General features: G+C 64.2%; 24 protein-coding genes. 9 read left to right on the top strand and 15 right to left on the bottom strand.

Features of this window, described 5'->3' with window-relative positions:
* Positions 1-335, bottom strand: a 335-nt coding sequence (locus tag ACOZK4_RS15295) for a hypothetical protein (RefSeq protein ID WP_421592624.1), incomplete at its 3' end; no start/stop codon positions are given.
* A gap of 262 nt (positions 336-597) precedes the next feature.
* Between ACOZK4_RS15295 and ACOZK4_RS15290 the strand changes: the two genes are divergently transcribed.
* The 3 genes from ACOZK4_RS15290 (at position 598) to ACOZK4_RS15280 (ending at position 1,946) form a co-directional block, all read left to right on the top strand.
* A complete protein-coding gene (locus ACOZK4_RS15290) occupies positions 598-1,200 on the top strand; it encodes a superoxide dismutase (RefSeq protein ID WP_421592623.1) in 603 nt (200 codons plus the stop codon).
* Between the two features lie 95 nt (positions 1,201-1,295).
* Positions 1,296-1,577, top strand: coding sequence for a toxin-antitoxin system TumE family protein (locus ACOZK4_RS15285; protein ID WP_421592622.1), 282 nt, complete (start codon positions 1,296-1,298; stop codon positions 1,575-1,577).
* Complete coding sequence (locus ACOZK4_RS15280) at positions 1,578-1,946, top strand: transcriptional regulator (protein WP_421592621.1); 369 nt, start codon at positions 1,578-1,580, stop codon at positions 1,944-1,946.
* Positions 1,947-1,954: 8 nt separating this feature from the next.
* Here ACOZK4_RS15280 and ACOZK4_RS15275 read toward each other — a convergent pair whose 3' ends face one another.
* The gene (locus ACOZK4_RS15275) at positions 1,955-2,632 is read right to left on the bottom strand and encodes a helix-turn-helix transcriptional regulator (protein ID WP_421592620.1); all 678 of its coding nucleotides are present in this window, start codon (positions 2,630-2,632) and stop codon (positions 1,955-1,957) included.
* A gap of 122 nt (positions 2,633-2,754) precedes the next feature.
* Between ACOZK4_RS15275 and ACOZK4_RS15270 the strand changes: the two genes are divergently transcribed.
* The 4 genes from ACOZK4_RS15270 to ACOZK4_RS15255 all read left to right on the top strand — a co-directional run bounded on the left by ACOZK4_RS15270 (position 2,755) and on the right by ACOZK4_RS15255 (position 5,573).
* A complete protein-coding gene (locus tag ACOZK4_RS15270) occupies positions 2,755-3,390 on the top strand; it encodes a LysE family translocator (RefSeq protein WP_313531086.1) in 636 nt (211 codons plus the stop codon).
* Positions 3,391-3,512: 122 nt separating this feature from the next.
* Positions 3,513-3,956, top strand: coding sequence for a c-type cytochrome (locus ACOZK4_RS15265; protein ID WP_421592619.1), 444 nt, complete (start codon positions 3,513-3,515; stop codon positions 3,954-3,956).
* Positions 3,957-4,077: 121 nt separating this feature from the next.
* Positions 4,078-4,986: a c-type cytochrome gene (locus tag ACOZK4_RS15260; protein ID WP_421592618.1), complete on the top strand. Its 909-nt coding sequence runs from the start codon at positions 4,078-4,080 to the stop codon at positions 4,984-4,986.
* A gap of 113 nt (positions 4,987-5,099) precedes the next feature.
* On the top strand, positions 5,100-5,573 hold the full coding sequence (locus tag ACOZK4_RS15255; protein WP_421592617.1) for a VOC family protein: 474 nt from the start codon (positions 5,100-5,102) through the stop codon (positions 5,571-5,573).
* A gap of 66 nt (positions 5,574-5,639) precedes the next feature.
* Here ACOZK4_RS15255 and ACOZK4_RS15250 read toward each other — a convergent pair whose 3' ends face one another.
* From ACOZK4_RS15250 to ACOZK4_RS15220, 7 genes are all read right to left on the bottom strand, one after another.
* The gene (locus ACOZK4_RS15250; protein WP_421592616.1) at positions 5,640-6,464 is read right to left on the bottom strand and encodes an arginase family protein; all 825 of its coding nucleotides are present in this window, start codon (positions 6,462-6,464) and stop codon (positions 5,640-5,642) included.
* Between the two features lie 62 nt (positions 6,465-6,526).
* The gene (locus ACOZK4_RS15245; protein ID WP_421592615.1) at positions 6,527-7,105 is read right to left on the bottom strand and encodes a DJ-1/PfpI family protein; all 579 of its coding nucleotides are present in this window, start codon (positions 7,103-7,105) and stop codon (positions 6,527-6,529) included.
* Positions 7,106-7,131: 26 nt separating this feature from the next.
* A complete protein-coding gene (locus ACOZK4_RS15240) occupies positions 7,132-7,632 on the bottom strand; it encodes a GNAT family N-acetyltransferase (protein WP_298100015.1) in 501 nt (166 codons plus the stop codon).
* A gap of 227 nt (positions 7,633-7,859) precedes the next feature.
* Positions 7,860-8,312 carry a hypothetical protein gene (locus ACOZK4_RS15235; RefSeq protein ID WP_421592614.1) on the bottom strand — a complete coding sequence of 151 codons (453 nt, stop codon included), beginning with the start codon at positions 8,310-8,312 and terminating at the stop codon, positions 7,860-7,862.
* A 70-nt stretch (positions 8,313-8,382) separates the two neighbouring features.
* Entirely contained in the window at positions 8,383-10,716 is a 2,334-nt protein-coding gene (locus ACOZK4_RS15230; protein WP_421592613.1) for a glucose/quinate/shikimate family membrane-bound PQQ-dependent dehydrogenase, read from the bottom strand.
* A 145-nt stretch (positions 10,717-10,861) separates the two neighbouring features.
* Complete coding sequence (locus ACOZK4_RS15225; RefSeq protein WP_421592612.1) at positions 10,862-12,343, bottom strand: protein adenylyltransferase SelO; 1,482 nt, start codon at positions 12,341-12,343, stop codon at positions 10,862-10,864.
* Positions 12,344-12,434: 91 nt separating this feature from the next.
* Positions 12,435-13,577, bottom strand: coding sequence for a GNAT family N-acetyltransferase (locus tag ACOZK4_RS15220; protein ID WP_421592611.1), 1,143 nt, complete (start codon positions 13,575-13,577; stop codon positions 12,435-12,437).
* Positions 13,578-13,811: 234 nt separating this feature from the next.
* Between ACOZK4_RS15220 and ACOZK4_RS15215 the strand changes: the two genes are divergently transcribed.
* Positions 13,812-15,851, top strand: a complete 2,040-nt coding sequence (locus ACOZK4_RS15215) for a caspase family protein (protein ID WP_421592610.1) — start codon at positions 13,812-13,814, stop codon at positions 15,849-15,851.
* Positions 15,852-15,933: 82 nt separating this feature from the next.
* On the opposite strand, the gene ACOZK4_RS15210 is transcribed toward ACOZK4_RS15215, so the two are convergent.
* From ACOZK4_RS15210 to ACOZK4_RS15190, 5 genes are all read right to left on the bottom strand, one after another.
* The gene (locus ACOZK4_RS15210; RefSeq protein ID WP_421592609.1) at positions 15,934-18,027 is read right to left on the bottom strand and encodes a S9 family peptidase; all 2,094 of its coding nucleotides are present in this window, start codon (positions 18,025-18,027) and stop codon (positions 15,934-15,936) included.
* Between the two features lie 61 nt (positions 18,028-18,088).
* On the bottom strand, positions 18,089-18,544 hold the full coding sequence (locus ACOZK4_RS15205; protein ID WP_421592608.1) for a DUF6691 family protein: 456 nt from the start codon (positions 18,542-18,544) through the stop codon (positions 18,089-18,091).
* Positions 18,541-18,948 (bottom strand): YeeE/YedE family protein, encoded by a 408-nt coding sequence (locus ACOZK4_RS15200; RefSeq protein ID WP_421592607.1) that lies wholly within the window; start codon positions 18,946-18,948, stop codon positions 18,541-18,543. Before ACOZK4_RS15200 ends, ACOZK4_RS15205 begins: the two co-directional genes overlap by 4 nt.
* Positions 18,945-19,238, bottom strand: coding sequence for a sulfite-sensing transcriptional repressor BigR (bigR, locus tag ACOZK4_RS15195; protein ID WP_421592606.1), 294 nt, complete (start codon positions 19,236-19,238; stop codon positions 18,945-18,947). The genes ACOZK4_RS15200 and bigR overlap by 4 nt, the downstream gene beginning before the upstream one ends.
* A gap of 96 nt (positions 19,239-19,334) precedes the next feature.
* Entirely contained in the window at positions 19,335-20,462 is a 1,128-nt protein-coding gene (locus tag ACOZK4_RS15190) for an AI-2E family transporter (RefSeq protein ID WP_421592605.1), read from the bottom strand.
* Between the two features lie 176 nt (positions 20,463-20,638).
* Here ACOZK4_RS15190 and ACOZK4_RS15185 point away from each other — a divergent pair, with 176 nt between their 5' ends.
* Positions 20,639-21,037, top strand: coding sequence for a DUF930 domain-containing protein (locus ACOZK4_RS15185; protein WP_421592604.1), 399 nt, complete (start codon positions 20,639-20,641; stop codon positions 21,035-21,037).
* 55 nt (positions 21,038-21,092) lie between these two features.
* Here the strand turns inward: ACOZK4_RS15185 and ACOZK4_RS15180 are convergent.
* Positions 21,093-21,573: VOC family protein (locus tag ACOZK4_RS15180; RefSeq protein WP_421592603.1), on the bottom strand; the 481-nt coding region annotated here is incomplete at its 5' end.

The following is a 21,573-nucleotide window of genomic DNA, read 5'->3' as shown; positions in this document are numbered from 1 at the left end:
GCTGCCGCCGCGCGTTCGCTTTCGCGCACCACATGCAGGAACTCGGCGGCGATCGGCGGGGAGATCTCCACCGTCTTCTTCTGCTTGTCGTAGATACAGATATAGGTGATCTGGCTCTTGGCCTCCGGCGAGAGTCCTTCCACGGCAGCGATGCCGAAGGACTGGGTGCCCGTCGGCTCGACGAAGACAGTCGGCGTTCCCAGTGCCTCGGGCAGGCTCGCAAGGCAGCTCTTCTCCACGTCGGCGCGGAATTCTTCCCAGGCATCGGAGGAGGAGGCGTGCGCCAGCGGGGCGGCAAGCGAGAGGGCGAGGACGGCAAGGGGGATGGCGCGCATGAAAAGCTCCGGGTTGGCGGGGAGGGACAAAATGTTTCAAATCGCAATTCGTTCCGCTTCGTCCTTGATCTCTCATGCAAAACGGCAATGATTTTGTCCAACCGCCGGAAAAATTGGAATGCTGGCGGTTGCCTCTTCCGGTTGCCGCTCCTATGTTCCGGTCACGGATTTCCTTCCAAAAATTCCGTCGCCGGAGCAGGTCCAGCAAAAGCGCAACGCTGTTGCATCCGGGGCCTGCGCCTAAACAATGAGGAGACACCAGATGGCTTTCGAACTTCCGCCGCTTCCCTATGATTACGATGCACTCGCGCCCTTCATGTCGCGCGAAACGCTCGAATATCACCACGACAAGCACCACAAGGCCTATGTCGACAACGGCAACAAGCTGGCGGAAGAAGCCGGTCTCGCCGACCTCTCGCTCGAAGAGATCGTCAAGAAGTCCTACGGCACCAACCAGGGCCTCTTCAACAATGCCGGCCAGCACTACAACCACGTTCATTTCTGGAAGTGGCTGAAGAAGGACGGCGGCGGCAAGAGCCTGCCGGGCGCCCTGCAGAAGGCCATCGACGGCGACCTCGGCGGCTACGACAAGTTCAAGGCCGATTTCATCGCCGCCGGCACCACGCAGTTCGGCTCGGGCTGGGCCTGGCTCTCCGTCAAGGACGGCAAGCTCGCTATCTCCAAGACCCCGAACGGTGAAAACCCGCTGGTCCACGGCGCAGAGCCCATCCTCGGCGTCGACGTCTGGGAACACTCCTATTACATCGACTACCGCAACGCCCGCCCGAAGTACCTCGAAGCCTTCGTCGACAGCCTGATCAACTGGGACTACGTCTTGGAGCGCTACGAAGCCGCCACGAAGTAATTTTCGCGCGCAGTGGCATTTCGCAAACCCCGGTCGGAAACGGCCGGGGTTTTTGTTTGTCGACATTTCTCCCCATTGATGGCATAAATGCCAACATGGATGCCGTGCTTCTCGAGCGTTCGAAGACGGTCCTGCCGGATGGCTCGATTGTCGAGATCGTGCTGTGGCAGGTTCCTGAACCCATTGCGGGAAGCGTGCATCGCTACAAATACCGCCTGTTTTACGGGCGGGATGGCCGGCGCATCGTCGGCTTCGACAATGAGCGCGGCAAGGGCGATCATTGCCATCTCGACGGGCGCGAGTTCCCCTATGCGTTCACGACCGTCGCGGTGCTGCTCGATGATTTTCGAGCCGAAATTGCGAAAAGGAGGCCCTGAATGAAACGCGCACGCATCCAGATCCGCAATGACGCCGAAGACGCACTGGCCGAGAGCCTAGCCCGTGCAGCCGAGGCCGCGCGCACGGGAAAACCCTCCGATCCGGTCGCGACCTTCACCTTCAGTTCGCCTGCACAACTCTTCTCGGTGATCAGCCCGAAACGCTGGGAGCTGATCGAGCACCTGCAAAAAATCGGCCCAAGCAGCATTCGGGCGCTTGCCCGTTCGCTCGGCCGGGACGTGAAGCGGGTGCACGAGGATATCGTCGCTCTGGCGGATTGGGGCATTGTCGATCGAACGGAGGAGGGGAAGGTCGAAGTGCCCTTCGATATCATCCACGCCGATTTCGATTTGCGGGCCGTTGCCTAACGCTGGTTCTACGCCCACCCGGCAATCCATAATTGCCTTAGCCCATCCCCTTCGCCGCGAAAATGCGCCTCCGTCCTCTCGCAGGCCTCCACCCGGTCGGCGCGGAAGTTGCGGATGGCCTGGCGCAATTCGCACCAGGCGACGATGTTGGCCGTCTCCGAATAATAGATGAGCGCGATCGGGCGGATGGTGCGTTCGGTGGCGCGGGCATATTCGTCGCGGTAGTCGATCAGCAGTTTCTCTTCGTCGCGGATGGCGCGGCGCACCGTGGCGAGGTCGATGCCTTCGGGCTGGCGGGGCACGCTGCCCCAGGCATGCAGCGCGCGGGCCGAGAGCGTCTGGCGCAGCGGCGGCGGCACGGCACCGGCAATTTTTTCCGCAACGCGGCTGGCGGCGGCTTTCAGTTCCATGTCGCCGGTGCGGTCGAGAAGCGCCAGCGCGAGGACGATCGCCTCCGTTTCCTCGATGGAAAACATCAGCGGCGGCAGGTCGAAGCCGGGGCGCAGGATATAGCCGATGCCGCGCTCGCCCTCGACGGGCACGCGCATCGCCTGAAGGGCGGCGATGTCGCGATAGATCGAGCGCACCGTCACCTCCAGCCGCGCGGCGATCTCGGCGGCCGTTATCGGGTTGCGGGCGAGCCGCAGAATCTGGATGATCTCGAACAGCCGCGAGGCCTTGCGCATCGGTTTCCCCATCACAACTGACACATCCCTGTCAGTTGGCCTCCTTTATAGCACGCCCTCAAGCGCTTGAAACAAAAGGCAGCATAGGGCCGCCGCGCAGAGATCGGCAATGGACAACTGACATGACCTACAGCGAAAACCTCTGGCTCTTCTTCCTGCTCGTGTCGGGCATAATCATCGTGCCGGGCATGGACATGGTCTTCGTCATGGCAAGCTCGCTGTCGGGCGGGCGCAAGGCCGGGCTTTCGGCGACTTTCGGCATCATGGCCGGCGGGCTGGTGCACACGCTCTATGCAGCACTCGGCGTTGGCGTGCTCCTGCATTTCGCGCCGCAGCTCTTCAATGTCCTGCTGGTCGCCGGCGCACTCTATGTCGCCTGGATCGGCTGGCAGTTGTTTCGAAGCTCCATTGTCATCGATGCCGTCGACGGCATTGATCGGCGCGGTCTCGTCACGCGCTTCCGCCAAGGCGCGCTGACGAGCCTGATGAACCCGAAGGCCTATCTCTTCATGCTCGCCGTCTTCCCGCAGTTCCTGCGCCCGGAATTCGGCCCCGTCTGGCGCCAGGCGACGATCATGCTCCTGGTGATCTGGGTGACGCAGCTTGCCGTTTATGGCGGGCTGGCGCTGGCGGCGGCCCGCAGTCGCGATGCGCTGACCGGCAACCCGGCGATCACGCGCTTCATCGGCAGGGCGGCCGGCGTGCTCCTGGTCGTCATCGCCGTCGTCACTCTCTGGCGGGGCTGGGGCAGCGTCTGATTGGCCAAGATTTCGGCCGTCAAAAAGATTTTACTTTCATCGGGTTCCTAAAATGCAATCATGGCGACGCATCGTCAAATCGGCGCGCGGAGGCAACCGCCTGCCATAATCGGGAGCAATCGATGAAGTTCAAAACCTTGGCGGCCGCGGCCGCGCTTGCCGTCATCGGCGCGGGCGCCGTCGTGGCGGCGGATGAACCCCAGGTCGTCCGCCAGGAAATGATGAAGAAGGTCGGCGGCGCCATGGGCGCGCTCGCCGGCATCGCCAAAGGCGAAAAGCCCTATGACGCCGAGATCGTCAAGGCATCGCTGACCACGATGAGTGAAGTCGCCAAGGCTTTCCCGGAACAGTTCCCGGCCGGCTCCGAAACGGGCCACGAGACGGAAGCAAGCCCTAAGATCTGGGAGCAGATGGACGACTTCAAGGCCCATGCCGCCAAGCTCGGCACGGATGCCGATGCGGTGTTGGCAAGCCTGCCGGCCGACCAGGCGGGCGTGGCGGCCGCGCTCGGCACGATCGGCAAGAATTGCGGCGGCTGTCATGAGGTCTACCGCGTCAAGAAATAAGCGGTAGACCGGACCATCTCTCACCAAAACGCACACTGTCCCGGCGCCGGCCGCCGGGGCGGTGTCTTTCCGTTCCGGCGCGGCCGGAGGCAGGCTTCGGATCAGCGAGAGGAAACGGCGCATGGCTCTCAAGAAACTCATCGGCGGCATCGTCGTGCTGGGCGCGGTCGGCGCCGGCGCATTCCTGTTTATCACCAAGCCTGAGCGCCTTCCGGCCGAAACCTGGCTTGCTGCTGGCGAACCGGACCTGGCGAATGGCGAGCGCATCTTCCATGCCGGCGGTTGTTCCAGCTGTCATGCCGCACCGGGCGCGAGCGACGACCAGAAAACCGTGCTGACCGGCGGCCTTGCGCTGAAGAGCCCGTTCGGCACCTTCTACGCCCCCAACATTTCCCCCGACGAGACCGCCGGTATCGGCGCCTGGACGCTCGCCGAATTCGGCGACGCCATGAAGCGCGGCACGGGCAAGAACGGCGAGCACCTCTACCCGTCCTTCCCCTATGCCTCCTATGCGCGCATGACGGTGAAGGATGTCGGCGATCTCTACGGCTATCTGAAGACCCTGCCGAAGAGCGCGAATGTCGCGCCCGAACACGACCTGCCGTTCCCCTTCAACATCCGCCTGTCGCTCGGTGGCTGGAAGTTCCTCTATCTCAACGACGCGCCGCGCGTGACGCTCGCCACTGCCGACGAGGTCGTCAAACACGGCCAGTATCTCGTCGAAGGCCCCGGCCATTGCGGCGAATGCCACACGCCGCGCGACGTGCTGGGCGGCCTGAAGGTCGACCAGTGGCTCGCCGGCGGGCCGAACCCGGAAGGCGAGGGGCGCATTCCCAACATCACCCCGGCCGAGGGCGGCTTCGGCAGCTGGAGCGCCGGCGATATCGTCAACTACCTCGAGACCGGCTTCACGCCCGATTTCGACAGCGTCGGCGGTGCGATGGTTTCGGTGCAGAAGAACATGGCCCAGCTGCCCAAGGAGGACCGCGAAGCGATTGCTGCCTATCTGAAGGCCATTCCCGCGCATTGAACGACAGGCCGCAGAATTTTTTCGGCTGGATGTCGGATCATCGTCGGCGCCTGCGTCTTCAAGCCATGGGATCGTCGCCGACGATCTGGAAACCAGAACGAGAGGATGCTGCAATGGCCAAGAACACGATCTGCCTGTGGTTCGACAAGGATGCCGAGGAAGCTGCCCGCTTTTATGCGAAAACCTTTCCGGACAGCGCGGTCGGCGCCGTCCTGCGGGCGCCCGGCGATTATCCCGATGGCAAGCAGGGCGAAGTGCTCGTCGTAGACTTCACGGTCGCCGGCGTGTCCTGCATCGGCCTGAACGGCGGCCCGACCTTCAAGCACAACGAGGCCTTCTCCTTCCAGATCTCGACCGAGGACCAGGCGGAGACGGACCGCTACTGGGACGCGATCGTCGGCAATGGCGGCCAGGAAAGCGAATGCGGCTGGTGCAAGGACAAGTGGGGCATCTCCTGGCAGATCACCCCGCGTGTCCTTATGGACGCCATGAAGGCCGGCGGTGCCGAGGCGAAACGCGCCTTCGACGCGATGATGACGATGAAGAAGATCGACATTGCCGTGATCGAGGCGGCGCGGCGCGGCTGAGCATCTTTGCGACTATTGCAGCCTCCGCCTCCTCAGGGGGGGCGGAGCGTTTATTCTTGGCGGTGATCAGTCGCCGGCTTTTTCCAGAACCGGCTCAAGGGCATCGAGCAGCGCCGCCGGCGAGACGGGCGGGCCGTCCATTTCCCAAGCGTTCTGGAACTCCGCGATCTCGATCCCGACAAAATCGTGCTCTGCGATGACGGCGCAGCAGGCCCGAAGGTCGTCCAGCGAAAGCCCGCCGTCATGTCTGTAGTCGGTCGGGACGATGCCGGGCTCCAGCACATCGCAATCGAGATGCACATAGACCGGACGACCGGCAATCGCGGCTCTCAGTGCGTGCGAAAGGCCGGCGCCCGGCTTGATATGCGGGATGCCGTGCTGCGTGATGAGGTCTAGCTCGTAGGGATCGAGGTCCCGCTGGCCAACGAGGACGATCTGCTCGAAGCGCAGGCCCGCGCCCAGCCCCGACTCCCAAAGGCCAAGCGGTCCCGCTAGAGCGAGCCCGCCGAGATAGCCGGTCGGGCTTGCCTCGGGCGGATTGAGGTCACCATGCGCATCGAACCACACGATGCAGGCCGATGGATGATGTTTGGCGACGGCTGGAAGCGTCGCCAGCGAGACGGCGCATCGGCTCGTCGCGGCGATCGACACGGCGCCTTTCGCCAGAACGGCGTCAAACCGCGATTGCACATCTCGAAGCGCGGGAAGGGCGGCATCCAACTCCTCCCGCCAGCCGGTGTTCAGGGCCGGTTCCGGGGTGCCGATGGTGACAGGAACAATGCCGGTCCGGCGCTGCAACTCAGCGCCGATCGCCTTGGCGCCCGGCATGGCCAGATCATTGTGGTCGCCTGCGCGTCCTTGGAAGACGGTATATTCTGCGTTTCTTGCCACGCCTCGACCCTACGTTTGATGGTGACAAAGTCTCTACCCGATTGTTCGGCGGGAGGCGAGGATCAGCCCTTGCGGTGCTCTTCGCCATACATGCCGAGATATTCGAACAGCTCCGGCGAACCGAGCCCGATGGCGTCGAGGATTTCTCGCGCGAACGTCACCGGTGCGGCACCCGAAGCGGTGATGACGCCGCTGTCGCGCACCGCCTGCGGCTGGTCGCGGTAAAGCGCCGCGCCGCGATAGGCCGGGACGACGTCCTTGAGCTGGCTGGCATAGTTGCCGGTATGGGCGCGCGTATCGAGCAGGCCGAGGCGGCCGAGCGCCAATGTGGCGTCGCAGATGCCAGCGACCGGCTTGCCGGCTGCGATGAAGCGTCCGACCGGAGCCGAGAGGTCGGGCACGTCATCGCTCTGCCAGATCGTGCCGCCGCACAGCACCAGCACATCGAAACCGGCGGGATCGGCATCCTCTGCCGCGCCCGCGGACTTGATGGAGACGCCGCCGAGCGAGGTGACGTCCTTGCCGCCGGGGGTGAGGATAACCGTCTCGGCGCCGCATTCGTGGCGCGCGGTTGCCATCAGGAGCCCGCATTCCCAGTCGGCGTAACCCGCAGTCAGCACGATTGCCAGTCGCTTCGCCATGTCGGTATCCTCCTCGCGTGTGGTGCTTAGCCCAGAGCCTGGACGTAGCGCATGCCGGTGACGGGACCGGCGCGGAAATTCATCTGCTCGTAGAAACGGTGCGCGCCGAAATTGCCAGTGGCGGCGCTGACGGTGAGGTAGCCGCAGCCGGCGATGCGGGCATGTTCGCGGGCGCGGGACACGAGATGGCGGCCGATGCCGTGGCCGCGATGGTCCTTGCGCACGAAGAGCTGGTGCAGCTCCATGCCGCGCATGCCCTCGGCGGCGCGGTACATCGGCACGAGCAACGCGTAGCCGATCAGCCGTCCGCCGGCTTCGGCGACGAGCGCGGTAATCCAGGGGTTGGTGCCGAACAGGTCGCGGTCGAGATCGACGGCGGAAATCTTCGCGGTGTCGCCATGGCATTCGGCATGCAGCGCGATCATGTCGAGGATCTGCTGGAGATCGCCCTGGCGCGCGGCGCGGATGGTCAGCATCGGCGGTCGTTCGAGCGCGGCGGGTTCAAGCTTGATGACGGTATTGTGCATTTCGGGCTCCTTGGTTTTCTGCCATCAGGTGCCCTTAAAACAACAAAGCCGCCTGATGGCGGCTTGTTGACATGATCAAACAGCCGCTCCTATCGGAACAGCCAAAAATACGTTGCGGCGATGTGCGTGCTCTTGATCATGGTCGCGATATTCTCCGTTTCGCGGCGATTGTCAATCGGTTTAATTGCGGCCGCGAAAAAGAGAAGAGGAGATGAAGCGGAGGGCGGTCAGGCCTCCGCTTCCTCCGGTCCGGCGGTGGCTTGCCCTTCCACGGCGCCGGCATGTTGGGTTTCGTCGATGCCGAGCTGTTCCTTGATGGCGCGGCGGATGTCTTCTTCGATCGCCTCGCGCTGCTCGTCGGGCAGGGCGGCGAGGCTGGCCTCGTCGAGGCCCATGCGGTCGAGGATTTCCTTCCGCAGACGCTCGGCGGGCGTCATCTTGGACAGTTCCATGAATTCGGCGATCAGGCTGTCGCTCTCGTCCTGCGCCTTCTCGAGCTTGGCATTGGTGAGCCACAGCGCATTGGCAAGGCCCGACGGCATCGTGCCGGCGGCGCTGACGGTCGGGATGCTCCTGCGGCTGGAGGATTGTCCATCCGTGCCGGCATAGGCGCTTTCGTCGCCGGTCGTGCGCTGCCGGGTGGTGGCGTAGGCCGAAATGAGGCTGCCGTCGATCTTCATGGAAAAGGTCTCCCTGAAAAATGTTCAGGGAGACCTTTAACGGTTGCAGCTTTTGCGAGACTTGTCGTCGCTACGGCAGCGTATAGGCGATCACGTAATCGCCCGGCTTGGTGCCGACGGAGCCATGGCCGCCGGCGACGATCAGCACATATTGCTTGTCGCCCGCTGTGTAGGTCATCGGGGTGGCCTGTCCGCCGGCGGGAAGGCGGCCTTCCCAGAGCTGGCGGCCGGTCGTCACGTCATAGGCGCGGATGTAGTTGTCCACCGCCGCACCGAGGAAAGCGACGCCGCCCTTGGTGAGCATGGGGCCGCCGATGCCGGGCACGCCGACCTTGAAGGGCAGCGGCAGCGGCGTCATGTCCATGACCGTGCCGTTCTTGTGCTTCCAGGCGGTCTTGCCGGTGGCGAGATCGGCACCGGCGACATAGCCCCATGGCGGCGCCTGGCAGGGAATGCCGAGCGGGCCGAGGAACGGTCCCATGAAGACGCCGTAGGGCGCACCGTCATTGCGGTTGAGGCCCTGTTCGGAACCCTTTTCATCCTGCCCCTTCGGCGGCACCTGATCACGCGGCACCAGCCGCGAGGTGAAGGCGAGATAGGTCGGCATGCCGAACATGATCTGCCGTTCCGGATCGACCGCGACCGAGCCCCAGTTGAAGGTGCCGAAATTGCCGGGATAGACGATCGTGCCTTCCAGCGAGGGCGGCGTGTAGCGGCCTTCGTATTTCATCGACAGGAAATCGATGCGGCAGGCGAGCTGATCGAACATCGTGACGCCCCACATGTTCTTTTCCGTCAGCGGCGGCGGCGAGAAGGTGAGGTCGGAGATCGGCTGGGTGGGCGCGGTGAAGTCTTCCGGAATCGCCCCGGTCGGGGCCGGTATCTCCTTGACGGGGATGATCGGCTCGCCGGTGCGCCGGTCGAGCACGTAGATGTCGCCCTGCTTGGTCGGGCCGACGAGGGCGGGAATAGTCGCGCCGTCCTTGGTGATGTCGATCAGCGCGGGCTGGGCCGGCACGTCCATGTCCCAGAGGTCATGGTGCACGGTCTGGCGCACCCAGCGCAGCGCGCCGGTCTTGATGTCGAGCGCGACGATCGACGAGGAGAACTTTTCGACATTCTCGCTGCGGCCCATGCCGAGCTGGTCCGGCACCTGGTTGCCGAGGGGGATGAAGACCAGGCCAAGCGCTTCGTCATAACTGAAGACCGACCAGGAATTCGGCGAGTTGACGGTATAGACCTGGCCATCCGGCAGCGGCGTGGTGCTGTCCGGATTACCCGAATCCCAGTTCCAGATCAGCGCACCGGAATTCACGTCGAAGGCACGGATGACGCCGGACTGTTCCTGCGTCGAATAGTTGTCGTTGACCGCCCCGCCGATGATGATCTTGCCGTCGGTGATGACCGGCGGCGAGGTGGAGTAGTAGTAGCCGGCCGGATTGTAAGGCATGCCCTTTTCGAGATGCAGCACGCCGTTTTCGGCGAAGCTCGTGCAGACATCGCCGGTGGCGGCATCGAGCGCGATCAGCCGGGCATCCGAGGTCGGCAGGTAGACGCGGGCGGCGCAGGCCGTACCGGCAGCGGCTGCCGGGTCGGCGTAGTAGGTCACGCCGCGGCAGGTCTGGTGCTGGCGATCCGGGTTCATCCCGGAGTTGGAATCGTATTTCCATTTCTCCTTGCCGCTCGCCGCATCGAGCGCGATGGCCCAATTGTGCGGCGTGCACATGTAGAGCGTATCGCCCACTTTGAGCGGCGTCACCTGATAGGTGGTCTCGCCGACGTCGTCGGGCTTCTTCACGTCGCCGGTCTGGTATTGCCAGGCGACCTTCAGCGTCGAGACGTTGTCCGTGTTGATCTGGTCGAGCGGCGAATAGCGCTGGCCGTATTGCGTGCGACCATACTGGTGCCATTCGCCGGCCGGCACATTGCCGCCGAGCACGGGCGTGGCATTGACGACATCTGTCGGCAGCGCGCCGGAGAGATCGTGTGGATCCTGCGTCATCGAATAGCCGGCGACGGCGATGGCGACGAGGGAGGCTACGGCGAGCGGCAGGGCCGACGCCGGATAGCGCGTGCCGGTGGGGCTGGCAAAGCCGAGCGGCCGGCGAATGACCGGCAGCATCAGCCACAGGCCGATGAGCACGATGACGCCGCCGCGCGGGCCGAGCTGCCACCAGTCGAAGCCAACTTCCCAGACCGCCCAGCCGAGCGAACCGAGCACGATGAGGGCATAAAGCCAGAGCGCCGCACTGGAGCGGCGGAACAGCAGGATGGCCGTGACAAGAAAGGCAAGGCCGGTAACGAGGTAATAGGGGCTGCCGCCGACCGACAGCAGCCATCCGCCCCCGCCCGTCAGCACCAGACCGATGAGGGCGACGAGCGAGGCAGTGAGTGAAAGCAACATGATGGTCTCCGTGGCAATGCCGGCGGTGAGGGGCCGACATGACGTCCGGCTCAAGGAGGGACGAAGGAGAAATTAGGGCGGAACCGTGACGCTTCAATGCGCGCGGCCCCGCGATTTTGCATGGCTGCGATGCTCTGGATGCGTTTCAGGTGCCGCAGAACGTCGCCGTGATCTCCTCGCCGGGTTTGGGCGGCTCGGCATAGGCGGCAAAGGCCGGCTGGTCTGCGTAAGGCTTTGAAAGAACGTCGTTCAGCGCCGCAAACAGCGAGAAGTCGCCCTCGTCGATGGCCGTCGTCAGCGCCTCCTCGACCTTGTGGTTGCGCGGGATGAAAGCGGGGTTGACCTTGCGCATCGCTGCCGCGCGGGCTTGGGGCGTCGTCGCATCCTGCGACAGCCGCTCGCGCCAGGCCGCAAGCCAGGAGCCGAGCGCTGCCGGGTCTTCCAGCAAGGCACCGATTGCGGCATCCGCGCTTGCGTCCTCGGCCGCATCGGCAAGGCGCCGGAAGGTCAGCGTATAGTCGGCCTTCTGCTCGTAGAGCGTGACGAGCAGGTCGCGGATCAGGTCCTGATCGCTCTCGCGCTCCGCATCAGGAAGGCCCAGCTTGGCGCGGATCACGGTTTTCCAATGGATCTGGAAACGCTCCATGAACCGGGTGACCGCTTCGTTTGCCGCTTCCAGCGCCTTGTCCTCGTTATCGTCGAGGATCGGCAGCAGGGCCTCGGCAAGGCGGGCGATATTCCATTGACCAATGGCCGGCTGGTTGCCGAAGGCATAGCGGCCGTGCTGGTCGATGGAGGAATAGACGGTGCGCGGGTCGTAGCGATCCATGAAGGCGCAGGGGCCGAAGTCGATGGTTTCGCCTGATATCGTCATGTTGTCGGTGTTCATCACGCCATGGATGAAGCCGACGCCGAGCCAGCGTGCGATCAGTGACGCCTGCCGGTCCGCCACCGCGTCGAGCAGCGCGAGATAAGGCCGTTCGGTGCCCTTCAGCTCGGGATAATGCCTGCTGATGACATGGTCGGCGAGGATGCGCAGATTGTCCGTCTCGCCGCGTGCCGCAAAAAACTGGAAGGTGCCAACGCGGATATGGCTGGCCGCGACACGGGTGAAGACGGCACCCGGCAGCACGCGGTCGCGATAGACCGGCTGGCCGGTCGTGACGGCGGCAAGCGCCCGCGTCGTGGGAATACCGAGCGCGTGCATGGCCTCGCTGATGATATATTCGCGCAGCACCGGGCCGAGCGCGGCGCGTCCGTCGCCGCGGCGCGAATAGGGCGTCTGGCCGGCACCTTTCAGCTGGATGTCGCGGCGCTTTCCCGCGCGGTCGATCACCTCGCCGATCAGGATCGCCCGCCCGTCGCCGAGCCGCGGCACGAACTGGCCGAACTGGTGGCCGGCATAGGCCATGGCGAGCGGTAGCGAGCCGGGTAGCGCGACATTGCCGGAGAAATAGCCCGCACCATGCCGCTCCAGCAGATCGGCATCGAGCCCGAGTTCCTCCGCGAGCGCCCGGTTAAAGGTGATCAGCTGCGGCGCCTCTACCGGGGTGGGATCAACAGGTGCGAAGAAGGCGTCCGGCAGGCGCGCATAGCTGTTGTCGAAAGGTATCGTCGCGGCGCTCATGATCGTCGGTCCCTGCTGGCAGTCCCCTAGAGATAGGGTCTTGCCGGCGGAAACGAAAGGCTCGTTCTGCGTCAGGACGGAAACCGAGGCTCTAACCGCCCTTGGCGAGCCGGCGCAGCCGGAAGGGCAGGCCGTAATAGAGCTTCTTGAGGCCGGGGCGCAGCCGCGCGGTCCAGAGGCCGGCATACGCCCTTCCGGCAAGGCTCGCGGGCAGGGCATAGGTCTGGAGGCCGAGCGTGCGGTTGCTCCAGTTCTCCTTGTACTCGGCCGGATTGCCGAGCAGGTCGTAGGTTTTGACACCCTTCTCGATCAGCCAGCAGACCGTCATGTCCATCTGCACCTTGCCGGGCGAGGCCTCGCGCAGCGCCCAGTCGAAGGCGCCGAGATAGGCATGGTAATGGCCATGGTGCAGGAAGCCGATCTCGCCCGCGATCAGCCTATCGCCGGCCTTCAGAATGGAAAGACAGGCACCGGACAGCGTTGCACGGTCGCCGGATAGCGCGGCGAGAAAACTGTCGAAACCTTCGAAGGCAAGCCCGGTGCCGCGCCGGCCGGTCTCGTGCAGCCATTGGCGCTTGAAGGCAATGCAGGCCGCGACACCCTCGGCAAAACCGGCATCGCCGGGAAACAGCATGGCAAAGGAAAGTGCGCCTTCACGGGCAAGCGCATTGCGTCGCCGGTTGCGGTTGCGGCGCTGCGTCTTGCTGAGCGTGGCGGCATAGGCCTCCGGCGTCACGAAGGCCGAGAGATCCAGCATGGCGGCGCTGTTGGCAAGCGAGGGCAGCGGCGGCGTTTCACCAAGCAGCCTCGCGAGCGCGGAACCCTCCGGCACGCCGTCGAGCACCATCAGGTCGTGGCCGGCAAGCCCGGCCAGCAGCCTGTGCGTCGCTTTCTCGCCGTGGATCGGATCAACCAGCAGATTGGCATATTGGCTGTGCGGCGCGCCGAGCGGTTCCAGCCGCTTGAGAATGCCGCCGGACAGCATGAGCGGCCAGACGGCGATGAGCCGTCCGTCCTGCCAGAGCGTGTGTACCTCCGGCCGGCATTGCGGGCCGGCAAAGACCGCGATCCATGTCAGGCACCAGTCGGCGCTCTGGAAGTAGGTGAGGGGATCGCCGGCGCGCGCTTCGAGGTCGCGCCACGCCGCCGCCGTGCTGGCCATGGCGGTGTGATCGCGGAGCACGCGGTGCTCCACGCCGGCCTCGCGGGGCTCGGGGCGCGTCAGAAGGGTCATGGCGCTTCCATTCGGTTCTGCGCGCGACGCTAGCAGCGGCGTCTCAACAAAACCTTTCGCTCCCGCTTTTGTCCCCGCCGCAGGCCTTGCCGGCCGGCGAAAGATGGAATTTCATCATCGTCTCAATAAGCAGCTGAATAAGCGGGCGGCGCCGTCCGTCCCCTTCTCAGCAAACATGCGTGCATCCGGTCGGCAGGGCCTGGGCATCATGTCGTTTCCCGGAGGGAGGATAACGTGCAGCGCAATGTCTATCGCATGATTGGGGCGCTTGCGGCCTGTCTTCTTTTCCTTGCAGCACCCGCGGCCTTTGCCGCCGAGCGCTATGCGCTCCTCATCGGCAATGCCGAATACGAGGATGCAGAGCCGCTGGAAAACCCGCTGAACGATATCGATCTCGTCGGTGAGGCGCTGGAGCGGGCGGATTTCGACGTGACCCGCGTCACCGATGCCGACAATCTCGCCATGCTCTCGGCGCTCAACAATTTCACGCGCCGCGCGGAGAAGGCTGAGAACCCGGTGCTCTTCGTCTATTTCTCCGGCTATGCCGTGCAGCTTGACGGCGACAATTTCCTGCTGCCGACCGATGCCTCCGGCCGCACCCTGACGGGGCTTCGGAACCGCTCGCTGCCCGTCTCCCAGGTCAGCGATGCGCTGCGCGAGATCGGCAAGGGCCTGAAGGTCGTGCTGTTCGACGCCGCCCATGAAAACCCGTTCCTGACGCTGCGCGATATCCCCGATGGTCTCGCCGAGCCGAAGAGCGGCACCGGCATCCACTATGCCTATGCCTCCGCGCCCGGCACGAGCTATGATTACGAGGGCACGCCGATCAGCCCCTTCGCCTCGGCCTTCGTCGATGCCATCAGCATTCCCGGCATCGCGCTGGAGGACGCCTTCCGCAAGGTCGGCGAGATCGTCAAGGAGCGCAGCAAGGGCAAGCAGGAGATCTGGCAGAGCGATGCCGATTACGGCAAGTTAGCGCTGAGCCCCAAGGACGACAAGGTCGACGAGGCCGAAATCGCCTTCTACGAATTCGCCTCGCTCTCCGACAACCGCGAGGCCTATGACCGCTATCTCAGCCGCTACCCGCAGGGCATCTTCTCGTATATCGCGCAGCGCAAGATCGACCTGCTCGGCAAGCGTTTCGAGAGCACGCACGAGGATACCGGCAATCTCCCATACCTGACCTTCTCCAACGACCAGCACGATCCCTGCGGCCGCTTCTCCTTCAACGACAGCGACCGGCGGCTCGGCGATCTCTACAAGGATGGCCAGCTGGTGCTCGTCGATTTCCGCTTCTGGGCGCCGCCGGAAAGCTGCGAATACATCTCCTATTTCACGACGGTCTATTCGCATGAGCGACTGCGCAACATCATCACCTCGGCGAGCATTCCCGAGCGTCGGATCTATGTCGCGACGCAGGATGACCTGAGCCCGAGCGAGGAACGGTCGATCTACGATTATTTCGACGAGGATCGCCATGGTTACGCGCAGTCTCTGATGTTCCGCGCGATCAACGACGAGCGCCGCCACGGCTTCGGTGTCGCGGTAAAGACGCCTGACGACAATGCCCGCGAATATGTCGACGAGATCGACTGCGGCGACGGCTGCCTGCGCTTCCGCGGCCTGATGCGCCTGCGCGACAACAGCGTGCGCTCGCTGGAGGACTACGAGCTGGAATTCGTCGACGTGCGCCGCCTCGGCTATTTCGACCGCTACCGCGACCTGCTGCGCGATTTCCCGGTCGACGAACATGTATCGAACGATCATTCGAGCAGCCAATCGAGCCACGAAACCAAGACCGACGCCTATGCCGACACCGGCAGCAGCGTGAGCCATGATGACGGCTACGGCTCGGATGCCGATCCCTACCGTGCGTCGCGCTCGGTCGGCGGCTGGGACATCGTCGCCGATTTCGGCAGCGACCGCCGCTTCCTGAACTGCCGCGCCACCCGCCGCGGTGATGGCGACCGCGTCTCCGCCTTCCGCTGGTACGACGACGGCCACGTGACCTTCGGCTTCCAGGACACGGCCTACGACTATGCCGACAGCTATGCGAGCGACGCGAAATACTGGATCGACGACGGCAAGGGTTATGACGTCAGCGGCAAGGCCTATGGCCGCCAGGAGATCGCCTACGATCTCGGCAGCGACCGCTCCGTCATCGAGGCCCTGAAACGCGGCAGCCGCCTGCGCATCGGCGATATCAGCACCAGCCTCAAGGGCTCCACCGCCATGCTGAACGACCTGCAGGCCTGCGTGGGAGCCTTCCGATAACCCCAGTCAGGACACGACCCCCTGACTGGAAACTCGAAGGTCGGCGCGACCATGGCGCCGGCCTTTCTTTTGCTTTTCAAAATTACATCTTCCCCGCCACCTTGATCGCAAACGCATATTCGAAGGCGATCTCCTCAAGCCGCTGGAAGCGGCCGGAAGCGCCGCCGTGGCCGGCACCCATGTTGGTCTTGAGGAGGATCGGTTCGGTGCCCGTCGTCTTCTCGCGCAGCTTCGCCACCCACTTGGTCGGTTCCCAATAGGTGACGCGCGGATCCGTGAGGCCGGACAGTGCGAGGATGGCGGGGTAGGGCTTGGCCTCGATATTGTCGTAGGGCGAATAGCTCGCCATCAGTTGGTAGAAATCCTTGCTGTCGATCGGGTTGCCCCATTCCGGCCATTCCGGCGGGGTGAGCGGCAGCGTGTCGTCGAGCATGGTGTTCAGCACGTCGACGAAGGGCACGGCGGCGATGATGCCGCCGAATTTTTCCGGCGCCATGTTCGCGATCGCCCCCATCAGCATGCCGCCGGCCGAGCCGCCCTCGGCGACGATGTTCGCGTAAGACGTGAACTTCTCTTGATTCAGATAGTCGGCCGCGGCGATGAAGTCTTTGAAGGTGTTGGTCTTCTTGTCCATCTTGCCGTTTTCGTACCAGGCGAAACCCTTGTCCTTGCCCCCGCGGATATGGGCGATGGCATAGACGAAGCCGCGGTCGACCAGCGACAGGCAATTGGTGTTGAAGGACGCCGGAATGGTGATGCCGTAGGCGCCGTAGCCATAGAGCAGGCAGGGCGCGGAGCCGTCGAGGGCGACATCCTTGCGGTAGAGCAGCGTGACGGGAACCGTCTCGCCGTCCCAGGCCGGCGCGAAGACGCGGCGGGTGACGTAGTCGTCGGGATTGTGGCCTGACGGGACTTCCTGCGTCTTGAGAAGCGTGCGCTCGCGCGTCGCCATGTCGTAGTCGAAGAGCTGCGACGGCGTCGTCATCGAGGAATAGGAGAAGCGGATGACGTCGGTGTCGTATTCCGCCGCGCCCGACAGGCCGAGCGAATAGGCCTCCTCGGCAAAGGCGATGGCATGCTCCTCGCCGCTTTTGCGGTCGCGCACGATGATGCGCGGCAGGCCTTCATGACGCTCCAGCCAAACGAGATGGCGGGCGAAGGCCATGTGGTTGAGGATGAGCGTGCCGGCGCGGTGCGGCACGACATCCACCCAGTTCTCGCGGCCCGGCGCCGTCACCGGCGTCTGCATGATCTTGAAGTCCTTGGCGCCGTCGGCATTGGTCAGGATGTAGAAGACGTCGCCGCCCTCCGTCATCGAATATTCAAGGCCCGTCCGGCGCGGTGCGACGAGGACGGGGGTGGCCGTGAGATCCTTGGTCGAGAGCAGGCGGTATTCGCTCGTCTCGTGGTCATGGATGTCGATATAGATGAAATCGTCGATCAGCGAGCCGCCGACCGATAGGAAGAAGCCCGCATCCTTCTCCTCATAGACCAGCCGGTCGTTTTCCTGGCGCTCGCCGAGGATGTGGTGGAAGATCTTCGACGGGCGATGGTTCTCGTCGAGCGCGGTATAGAAGAAGCTTTTTGCATCCGGCGCCCAGACGCCGTCGCCGCCGGTGTTGACCAGCGTGTCGTGGCGATCCTCGCCGGTCGCGAGATCGCGCACCTTCAGCGTGAAATATTCCGAGCCCTTGTCGTCATAGCCCCAGATGCCGATGGAATGATCAGTGGAATGGTCGATGCCGGAAAGGCGGAAGTAATCCTTGCCTTCGGCCTCCTTGTCCCCGTCGAGCAGGATGACGCGTTCGCCCCCGTTGCGCGGTTCGCGGAAATAGCGCGGCTGCTCGCCGCCGGTCACATAGGCGGTGCCGTAGGCGAATGGACCGTCCTTGACCGGCACGGAGCTGTCGTCCTCCTTGATGCGGCCGCGCATCTCGGCAAACAGCGCCTTCTGCAATGCTTCGGTGTCGGCCATCGCGGCGTTCATATAGGCGTTTTCGGCCTCCAGATGCGTGCGGATTTCCGGCTGGAGGATCGAGGGATCCTTGAACATCGCCTGCCAGTTGTCGTCGCGGAACCAGGCATAGTCGTCGGTGCGGGTGATGCCGTGACGGGTATCCGTCATCGGCTTCTTGGCGGCGACGGGGGCGGTGGGCAGGGTCTTGAAGACGGGCAAGATGTCACTCCGGGGAAAATGCTAGGCGGGATACCAGAGATAGAGAGCCCCGCCGCTCGCATCAAGCCGGAAGCTTGCCATCATCTTGCGCGCGAGGCGCGAAAAGGCGGTCGTGCACGATCATTCCTGTGAGCATGAAGGCGACGAAGAGCAACGGCTCGAGGCGGCCGAGCGACAACGCCGCCACGGCCGGGCCGGGGCAGAAGCCGCCGATGCCCCAGCCGATGCCGAAAAGCGCGGAGCCGAGCACCAGCCGCCGGTCGATCCTGCGGTTCTCCGGCAGATGGAAACGGTCGTCGAAGGCCGGGCGCTTGAAGCGGGCGATCAGCCGCAGGCCGAGAAGCATCACGCCGACGGCGCCACCGAGCACGAAGGCGAGGCTCGGATCCCATGCACCCGTCACATCGAGAAAGCCCTGTACGCGGGCGGGATCGAGCATGCCGGACAAAGCAAGGCCGAGGCCGAAGAGGGCGCCCGAGACGAGGGCGGCGAGCATTTGCGGGACAGAGCGGGTCACAGGCCGAACCCTCGCAGGATTGTCACGGCGAGAGCGCCGGCGACGAGAAAACTCGCAACGGCGGCAAAGGCGCGGGGCGACAGCCGGGCGAGGCCGACGACGCCGTGGCCGCTGGTGCAGCCCGAGCCCATGCGCGTGCCGAAGCCGACGAGCAGGCCGGCAAGGGCGATGAGCGGCAGCGGCGTGGTGACGGTCAGCGCCGGCCATCCGCCGGCAAAGGCTCGGTAGAGCAGGGGGCCGGCGAGCAGGCCGGTGACGAAACTCGCATTGATCGCGATGTTCGCGCCCTGCGCCAGGCGACCGAGAATGCCGCTGATGCCGGCGACGCGGCCGTTGAGGGCGAGCAACAGAAAGGCGGACAGGCCGATCAGCATGCCGCCGAAGAGCGAGGGAAGATAGGTCATGCCGTGGCAGCCTCCGCGCAAAAAATGCCATGCAGGGCGGCGACGAGTTGGGCGGCCTTCTCCCCGGTCAGGCGGTAAAAGATCTGCTTGCCGTCGCGTCGCGTTTCGACGATGCCGGCCTCGCGCAGCACGTTGAGCTGCTGCGACAGGCTGGGCTGGTGCAGGCCAAGCGCCGTTTCCAGCGCCCCGACGGAAAATTCGCCTTCGACGAGCGTGCAGACCAGCATGAGCCGGGCGGGATGGGCGAGCGTCTTCAGCAGGCCGGCGACTTCGGCCGCTTGTGCTGCCATCGCTTCCGCGGTTCTTGGTTCAGGGGTAGGCAAGGGTGGCTCCGGCACGAACATTATACATTTTAATATAATGTATAATGTTCGTGCGCAAGCCCCTCAGCCCGGCAGAGTGCGCTTCGCCTTGCGCTTGGCGGGGCGCAGTTCGTCGGCGATGGTCATGCCGATGATGGAAAGCGGCAGCGCCAGCATGGCGCCGGCGGCACCCCACATCCAGGTCCAGAAGATGATGGCGGTGAATATGATGAAGGCGTTGACCTCCAGCCTTTTGCCCATCACGGCCGGCATGACGAGGTTTTCCATGGCGAGGTGCACGACGAAGAAGGCGAGCGCCGGCAGGAGGCCCATCATGACCGTTTCGTGCGTCAGCAGGCCGGCGGTGGCGAGCGCGATTGTCATCAGCGTCACGCCGAGGAACGGCACGAAGCTGGAGAGGAAGGCAAACAGCCCCCAAAGCGCCGGCATGGCGAGCCCGCCGCCCCAGGTGATGAGCGTGGTGACGACACCAAGCCCGCAATAGACCAGGGCGGCGGTGGCGAAATAATAGCCGAGCGCGCTGTCGATGGCGTTCATGATGCGGATGGTGGTGAGCCGCTGGCTGCGGCGCGGAAAGGCCATGATGATCATCTGGCGCAGCTTCAGGCGGGCCGAGAGGAAGAGCACGAGGGCGGCGAAGAAGATCATGCCCTGCAGCAGCGCCGGCGTCAGGCTGGACGAGACGATACCCAGGATGCTGCCGGTGTTTTCCAGCACTTTTTCCATGGACATCTGCCCCGACTGGAAGGTCTCGGGGTGAATGCTGAGCCAGCCGAGACGCGAGAACATCGGGGTGATACGATCATAGGCGCCGCGCACCAGGTCGGGGGCATTGGAGGCGAGCTGGGCGATGGGATCGGCAAGCACGCCCGCGATCAGGAAAAGACCGAAGCCGAAGGCACCGGCCAGAAGCAGGGCTGTCGGCAACGGCGGAATGCCGAACTCGGTAAGTTTCTCCGCGGCCACCCCGAAGATGAGGCCGGTGACGACGGCAAGACAGAGCGGAATGAGGATCGGCGCCATCAGGTAGACGATGCCCATGCTCATGATGAAGAAGATGCCGATGATCGCCCAGTCCGCGGCGATGCCGAGGCCCGGACGCCGCGGCGCATCCTCCACGAGCCCTTTCTCGATGTCGATGCCGCCTCTCAGAAGACGCCGCTCGGACGGTTTTGCCGACATGTCATGCATGATGATCCCCAATTCTCGCCCCAATTCCCGCGGTGAACGCGTGATGATGAGGGAAGTTCCATCAGCATGTGCCGTTGAAACCGCAGGTGGGTTGCGGGGTGTCTTCAAATCGACATATTGCGCGTTAACCCCGAATTAAGACGTCGGAAATGACGGCAAGAAGAGGAGCCATACCTTTGAAACGGCAGCTAACCGGGCTTTTGACCGCCTTCTGCGCCTTGACGCTGGCAACACCCGCCTTCTCCATCGATGCCCGCATCCGCGGCCAGCTGGAGAAACTGGCCCCGGACGAGCGGCTGGAGCAGCGCTGCGACATGGAGGCGATGGACAAGATCGGCGCGGCCAGGGACGGCTTTCGTCCCGACAAGGTAATCGCTTACGCCTTCGGCGATCCCAAGCTCGACGGCACCACCTTCAAGACGAAGGGCGCGGTTTTCCGCAGCAAGGGCGAATGGTACCGCCTGTCCTACAAATGCGAAGCCAGCCCCGACCGCCTGGAAGTCAACGCCTTCAAGTACAAGATCGGCGACCAGGTGCCGCACGAGGACTGGGCGGCGCACTATTTGTATGATTGAAAAAGCATCCGCATGATTGGAGGCCGGCGCATTTTGAATGCACCGGCCACATAATTTACGCCGAAAGCTTCAGTCCGATCCCCCAGGGATCGACCAGCGAGACCGTGTCGCCCGAGCGGGTGGTGGGCAGCGCAAGCTCGTCCAGCTTGGCGACGGCGGCGTCCAGTTTGGCCTTGTCGTTGAAGCGGATCGTGTAGTCGGCAAGCCCGGTCATGCCGGTCTGGCGCTTGGGCTGGCCGCGGGAGTTCCAGACATTCGCCGCCACGTGGTGGTGGTACTTGCCGGTGGCGAAGAAGCTAGCGCCCGGATAGCTCGTCATGATGTCGAGGCCGAGCACGCCGTTGAAGAAGGCGTTGGCTTCCGGAATGTCGGAGACCTGCAGGTGGATATGGCCGATGACGGTGCCGTTCTCCTGATGCGTCCAGCCGTCCTTCGGGGCCTCGTCGTAAAGCGCCTGCAAATCGAGCCGGTTCGTCGCCATCTTAACGGTGCCGTCGGGCACATAGCTCCATTCCGAGCGGTCACGGTCGCGATAA

The organism is Shinella sp. M27 (assembly GCF_049199905.1).
GTDB lineage: Bacteria > Pseudomonadota > Alphaproteobacteria > Rhizobiales > Rhizobiaceae > Shinella.
Note: the sequence above shows the minus strand (reverse complement) of the source record. Positions and strands in the feature narration are given on the sequence as shown.

Coding starts and splice junctions, on each gene's coding strand:
- ACOZK4_RS15240 (WP_298100015.1), bottom strand. CDS start 7,632: ATGCACAATACCGTCATCAAGCTTGAACCCGCCGCGCTCGAACGACCG.
- ACOZK4_RS15230 (WP_421592613.1), bottom strand. CDS start 10,716: ATGTTGCTTTCACTCACTGCCTCGCTCGTCGCCCTCATCGGTCTGGTG.
- bigR (WP_421592606.1), bottom strand. CDS start 19,238: ATGGCAGCACAAGCGGCCGAAGTCGCCGGCCTGCTGAAGACGCTCGCC.
- ACOZK4_RS15280 (WP_421592621.1), top strand. CDS start 1,578: ATGAAACGCGCACGCATCCAGATCCGCAATGACGCCGAAGACGCACTG.
- ACOZK4_RS15270 (WP_313531086.1), top strand. CDS start 2,755: ATGACCTACAGCGAAAACCTCTGGCTCTTCTTCCTGCTCGTGTCGGGC.
- ACOZK4_RS15245 (WP_421592615.1), bottom strand. CDS start 7,105: ATGGCGAAGCGACTGGCAATCGTGCTGACTGCGGGTTACGCCGACTGG.
- ACOZK4_RS15290 (WP_421592623.1), top strand. CDS start 598: ATGGCTTTCGAACTTCCGCCGCTTCCCTATGATTACGATGCACTCGCG.
- ACOZK4_RS15190 (WP_421592605.1), bottom strand. CDS start 20,462: ATGCATGACATGTCGGCAAAACCGTCCGAGCGGCGTCTTCTGAGAGGC.
- ACOZK4_RS15235 (WP_421592614.1), bottom strand. CDS start 8,312: ATGAAGATCGACGGCAGCCTCATTTCGGCCTACGCCACCACCCGGCAG.
- ACOZK4_RS15265 (WP_421592619.1), top strand. CDS start 3,513: ATGAAGTTCAAAACCTTGGCGGCCGCGGCCGCGCTTGCCGTCATCGGC.
- ACOZK4_RS15225 (WP_421592612.1), bottom strand. CDS start 12,343: ATGAGCGCCGCGACGATACCTTTCGACAACAGCTATGCGCGCCTGCCG.
- ACOZK4_RS15255 (WP_421592617.1), top strand. CDS start 5,100: ATGGCCAAGAACACGATCTGCCTGTGGTTCGACAAGGATGCCGAGGAA.
- ACOZK4_RS15285 (WP_421592622.1), top strand. CDS start 1,296: ATGGATGCCGTGCTTCTCGAGCGTTCGAAGACGGTCCTGCCGGATGGC.
- ACOZK4_RS15220 (WP_421592611.1), bottom strand. CDS start 13,577: ATGACCCTTCTGACGCGCCCCGAGCCCCGCGAGGCCGGCGTGGAGCAC.
- ACOZK4_RS15275 (WP_421592620.1), bottom strand. CDS start 2,632: ATGCGCAAGGCCTCGCGGCTGTTCGAGATCATCCAGATTCTGCGGCTC.
- ACOZK4_RS15260 (WP_421592618.1), top strand. CDS start 4,078: ATGGCTCTCAAGAAACTCATCGGCGGCATCGTCGTGCTGGGCGCGGTC.
- ACOZK4_RS15200 (WP_421592607.1), bottom strand. CDS start 18,948: ATGACCTATCTTCCCTCGCTCTTCGGCGGCATGCTGATCGGCCTGTCC.